The organism is Streptomyces termitum (genome assembly GCF_014650175.1).
Taxonomy (GTDB): Bacteria; Actinomycetota; Actinomycetes; order Streptomycetales; family Streptomycetaceae; genus Streptomyces; species Streptomyces termitum.
Window position 1 is genome coordinate 1 of sequence record NZ_BMUL01000032.1, and the last position, 4729, is coordinate 4729.

Sequence of the window (4729 nt, forward strand, 5' to 3'; positions counted from 1 at the left end):
ATTCACCAGCACCTACCGCATGATCGTCTGGGGAAAGCTCGTCGACGAACGCCCACGCAGCAAGGGAAAGCCACCCGCGCTCGCGGACCGGCCGTGAGCGTCAGGCCGACGCCTCCGGGAACTCCGGGGCCTCCAGTTTGATCCCGACGTGGCGGACCGTGTGCAGGTAGCGGGGCCGGAGGGCGGATTCGCCGAGCTTCCGGCGCAGCCAGGACAGGTGGGCGTCCACGGTGCGCTCGCCCCGGTGCGTCTGCAGCCACACCTGCTTGAACAGCTCGCCCCTCGGCACGACGACACCGGGGCGCCAGGCCAGGAACTCCAGGAGGTCGAACTCCTTGCGGGTCAGCCGGAGGCGGGCGCCGTCGAGGCAGGCATGGCGGTGCGCCGTGTCGATGACGAGGCCGCCGACCCTCACCACGTGCGCGCGCATGTGCCCGGTGCCGGCGGCCGACCGCCGCAGCACCGCGGTCAGCCGGGCGCCGAGGAGTTCGGCGGAGAGGGGTTTGACCAGGCAGTCGTCGGCCCCGCTGCCCAGCAGGCGGACGATCTCGCGCTCGTCGTGGCGGGCCGTGACGACGAGGACGGGGAGGTCGGAGAGGGTACGGAGCCTCCTGAGCGTCTCCGGCCCGTCGAGGCCCGGCAGGGCCAGGTCGAGGACCACCGCGTCGAAGGGCTCGTCCAGGACGGCGTTCAGCGCCCCCTCGGCCGTCCCGCAGCTCCGCACCGTGTACGAGTCCCCCGAGAGGCTCCCGCGCAGGGCGGAGGGGGCGGACGCGTCATCCTCGACGAGAAGCACCTTTGCCATGGGTGGCACGCTACGCGACACACATATGTCCGGTTGTGCCGGGGTGGGCGCCACGGCGACGACTCCCTCATGCCATATGCGATCGAAGCGGGGACCCGCGGACCTTCCGCCGCCTCGGTTAAGGGTCTTTAAGGCATGAGAAAGTCCGCGTTAAGCCCTTCCTTCCGGGCGGCTCCTAAGATGGCATGTGCCGCCGGGAGGACCCGGCGGCGGGAAAGAGCCGGGGCCGGCCGGCCGCGCTACCGCGCGGGGGCGGCCGGCGTGTAGAAGACGGAGGAGCCCTGCTTGGTGCGGTGCGCCTCACCCCTGGCGACGAGGTTCTCCAGGGAGGTGCGGACGACGGTGGTCTGGATGTGCCGGTCGCGGTGCTGCTCGCTCAGCGCGGTCGTGACCTCGGAGGCGGAACAGGGAGTGCTGCTCGCGGCGAGGTGATGGCGGATCAGTTCCACGAGCGTGGGGCGTCCGGCGGCGGAACTCCTCCTGCCCTTTCCGGACTTCCCGGTTCTCTGCCGGGGAAGGTCCGGGGCGGACAGCGGCGCTTCGGACCGAAGGGCCTTCTGGAGGTTGAGCAGAACGGCGTGGTCGTGCATCAGGGCGTCGAGTTCGGCCGTCAGGCGCGTGACCTCCCCGCGAATCCGCTCCTGCTCCTCCAGATTGCGTTCGAGGTCGCTGGCGACCTTGCTGCTGTACGCGGACGTGAGTTCCGTTTCTCCCGGCATGCTTCTCTCTTCTTCACACGGTTCCGAACGCGACCGGCGCCACTTCGTCCTGTTCCCTCGGGGCGGAATCCGCCGCGCCGCATCCGCCCCGCCGCACGCGCGGCGCCCTTTTCCGGGGAATTCGCGCGAGGACGGAACGCGTCGGCGGCATCGGGCGGCGAACTCGTCTCCGGCTCCCTCGCCGGACCGCGTCGTCACAGGGGGGCGGGGCCGAAGAACGTCATTCTGTCTCCTGCGGAAAGGCGCTCCTCCCAGGCCCCTGAGCACACCGCCGATGTCACACGAGCGCATGGCATACGGCTGACGGCATCGACCGCCGACCACTGTAAGGCATGGGCCTCGCACGCTCGGCTTTTGGGCATCCCCCCACCCCGGAAGAGCACTATTGGCCGTCTGACCAATTCATGTGTGGAGAGTGGTCGGGGAATGCCGGACAAACGGGGGCGTCCGCCTCGGCGGGCGAAGTCCCGGACCGATCGGCGATACGGCGCGACCCGGCTCCTGTCGGCATGAAAGCCCTTTCTCCTTCGTACCCGAAAGAGCGGTTCCGGCCGAGGTCGCGGCCACCCCTACGGGTGCCGGGAGGGACTCGGAGCCGTACCCCGTAAGTGGCATGTGCGGCGTACGCCTCGTACCGCGTGCGACCACGGGAGCGACCGGTGTCCGGCCGTGCCGGGACCCCGGCACGGGTTCCGGTCCCTGACCCGGTTCCGGCGCCGGTTCCCGCGCCGGCCGGAAGCCTCCTTCCCCCGCCTCGTCCACCCGCCCCGAAAGGAATCCCCAGAATTACACGCCCGCGTACGGGAAATCACACCAGCCCCTTTCCCTCGCATATCGGAAGAACGGACACGGCATGCCACCGGCGGCATTTGTTCGCCCCTTCCTCAAGAAGGCCATAAAACCCTTCCCCGGAAGGGGAGCGAGTTCCTTTCATGTGTTTCCATGTGGCGGCGGAACGGGAAAGGCGGACGGACATCCCACCGCCTTCCGTGCCCGGCCTCCAGAAGAACAAGAGTCCGCGGACGGCGTGACAGTCAGGAAGAATCAGCGGTGAACTTCGAGAACGGCCCGACGGCGCTCCCCCGTGAAGAAGTGGTGGACTTCCTCCCCGACGCCGTGCTGATCGTCGACGACAACGGAACCGTGGTCAGGGCGAACCTGGCCGCGGCGGCCCTGCTCGGACACGAACGGCACGCGGTCGAGGGGCGGGGCGTCCTGGACTTCCTCCCGTCCTTCGACTGGAACCTGACCCGCCCGCCCGCCGAGGCCGGTCCGCCCGGGGCCGCGCCGACGGCCCGGCTCCGGACCACCGCGCGGACCGGCGACGGCGGGAGCTTCACCGCCGAGATCCACACCCTGCGGCTGGACCGGCACGTCCTCCACGACCACATCCCCTACGGTTCGTCCCTGGTCATCTCCCTGCGGGACGCCACGGCGGACGAGGGGACCCGGGCACTGCTCTCCCGCGCCCTCCTCCAGGCCGAGGCCGTCCTGCGCACCGCCGGCGAAGCGCTCATCGGGACGGACGCCGAGGGCAGGATCGACCTGGTCAACCCGGCCGCCGCCCGGCTGCTCGGCGGCAAGGCGTCGGAGCTGGGCGGCCGTCCGCTCCTGGAGCGGCTCACCCCCCTCGGGCACGACGGCGAGCCCCTCGACGCGGAGGGCACCGCCCTGACCCGGGCGCTGCGCACCGGCCGGGCGAGCAGGCTCCCCGGGCAGGAGCTGATGACGCGGGACGGCACCCGGCTGACCGCCGACGTCGCCGTCCGGCCCGTCGCCGAGGGGGACCGGGTCGTCGGCGCCGTCGTCGCCCTCACCGACCGCCGCCCGTACGAGCGGCTCGCCGACGAGTACATCGCCGCGCAGACCCGCTCCGTCCGGCACCACGAGACCGAACTCGCGCTGCACCGGCGGCGGACCGACCGTGCCGTGGCCCACGCGCACGACCTCGCCGACTTCCTCTCCGGCCCCCTGGCCGAAGCCCTGCACCACCTGCACGCCGAGCTGAGCCGGCTCGCGGGCGACAGCTCCCGCCCCCTGTGGCCCGAGGCGACCGCCGGCATCGAGTCCCTGGCCGCCGACCTGCGCATGACCATGGCCCTGGTGAACGGCAGGTCCCAGCCGTACCGGCACGACGACGCGCCGGTCGGGCCGCAGCGGCGCACGGTGCTCATCGACGAGGTGGTGCAGGCCGGGGTGCGGGCCGCGACCGCCTTCGCCGGGCCCGCGCCCGTACGGTTCTCCGTGCACGCGCCGAGGTTCGCCGTCCACGTGGACCCCGACGACATGACGACCGCCGTCGGCCGCCTGATCGCCGACGTCATCCACTCCGGCGACGCCCCGGCCCCGACCGGGCCCCACCACGTCGTCGTCGCGGCCCTCCAGCAGCGCGGACTCCTGCGCATCGAGGTGCGCGGCCCCTACAGCGGCGGGGTGCGGGAGCACGCCGACATCGTCCGGGGCATCGCCGAGGCCCACGGGGGCACGCTCCGCACGCACCGGGCGCCGGGCGTCAGCGGCAGCACGTACGTCCTGGAACTCCCCTCGGCCGTCCGCGACGACACCGGGACCCCGGCCGACGGGACGCCCACGCATACGGACACGGATGCGGGCACCGGCACGGACGCCGGTGCGGCCGTCCTCCGGCCCACCGGGCGCCACCGCGCGCTGACGGCGTAGGCGTACGGGAGGAAAGCGGAAGGCACGGCGCGGACGGTACGGCGGGGGAGCCGGGCCGTCCGCGCCGTGCGGCGTGCCGGTCGGACCCGCCCTTGAGCGGGGGACTGTCGGGCGGGGCGGACGCACGCCCGGAGGACCGGGGGCGTCGGGCACGCAGGAGGAGTATGACACAGGCATGCCCCGCATATGCCATGCCCGGCGCCCGTCATGACATGTCATCACCCCTCCCGCCCCCCAAGGGTGTTCACGGCCGGGTCCGGACGCTTTCCGGCCCTGTCTGATCATGGCCTCAAGGAACCCTCAAGCAAGCCTTAAAGATCGCCCGAGGGTGGTCTCGCGCCTCGGACATGCCATCAGCGGATGGTTAGGTTTCCCCACCAGCCACACCGCGCCCGCCGGTTCCCAGGCCCGGAAAGGAAACGTCGCCATGGCCCCTTCCCTCCCCCGAGGCGCTGCTCGCCTCGCAGCCATACTCGACGCCCTGCCCGACGGGCTCGTGCTGGTGAACTGCAACGGCACCGTCGTC

Annotated in this window: 3 protein-coding genes; 1 reads left to right on the plus strand and 2 read right to left on the minus strand. The window is 72.0% G+C overall.

Annotation, left to right across the window (positions count from 1 at the left end):
• Positions 1-100: 100 nt before the first annotated feature.
• Together IE219_RS31285 and IE219_RS31290 are read right to left on the minus strand one after the other, a co-directional pair.
• On the minus strand, positions 101-805 hold the full coding sequence (locus IE219_RS31285) for a response regulator transcription factor (RefSeq protein ID WP_189983706.1): 705 nt from the start codon (positions 803-805) through the stop codon (positions 101-103).
• A 239-nt stretch (positions 806-1044) separates the two neighbouring features.
• Positions 1045-1524 carry a hypothetical protein gene (locus IE219_RS31290; RefSeq protein ID WP_189983708.1) on the minus strand — a complete coding sequence of 160 codons (480 nt, stop codon included), beginning with the start codon at positions 1522-1524 and terminating at the stop codon, positions 1045-1047.
• 1050 nt (positions 1525-2574) lie between these two features.
• Here IE219_RS31290 and IE219_RS31295 point away from each other — a divergent pair.
• A complete protein-coding gene (locus tag IE219_RS31295) occupies positions 2575-4203 on the plus strand; it encodes a PAS domain S-box protein (protein ID WP_189983710.1) in 1629 nt (542 codons plus the stop codon).
• Positions 4204-4729: the final 526 nt, after the last annotated feature.

Coding starts and splice junctions, on each gene's coding strand:
- IE219_RS31285 (WP_189983706.1), bottom strand. CDS start 805: ATGGCAAAGGTGCTTCTCGTCGAGGATGACGCGTCCGCCCCCTCCGCC.
- IE219_RS31290 (WP_189983708.1), bottom strand. CDS start 1,524: ATGCCGGGAGAAACGGAACTCACGTCCGCGTACAGCAGCAAGGTCGCC.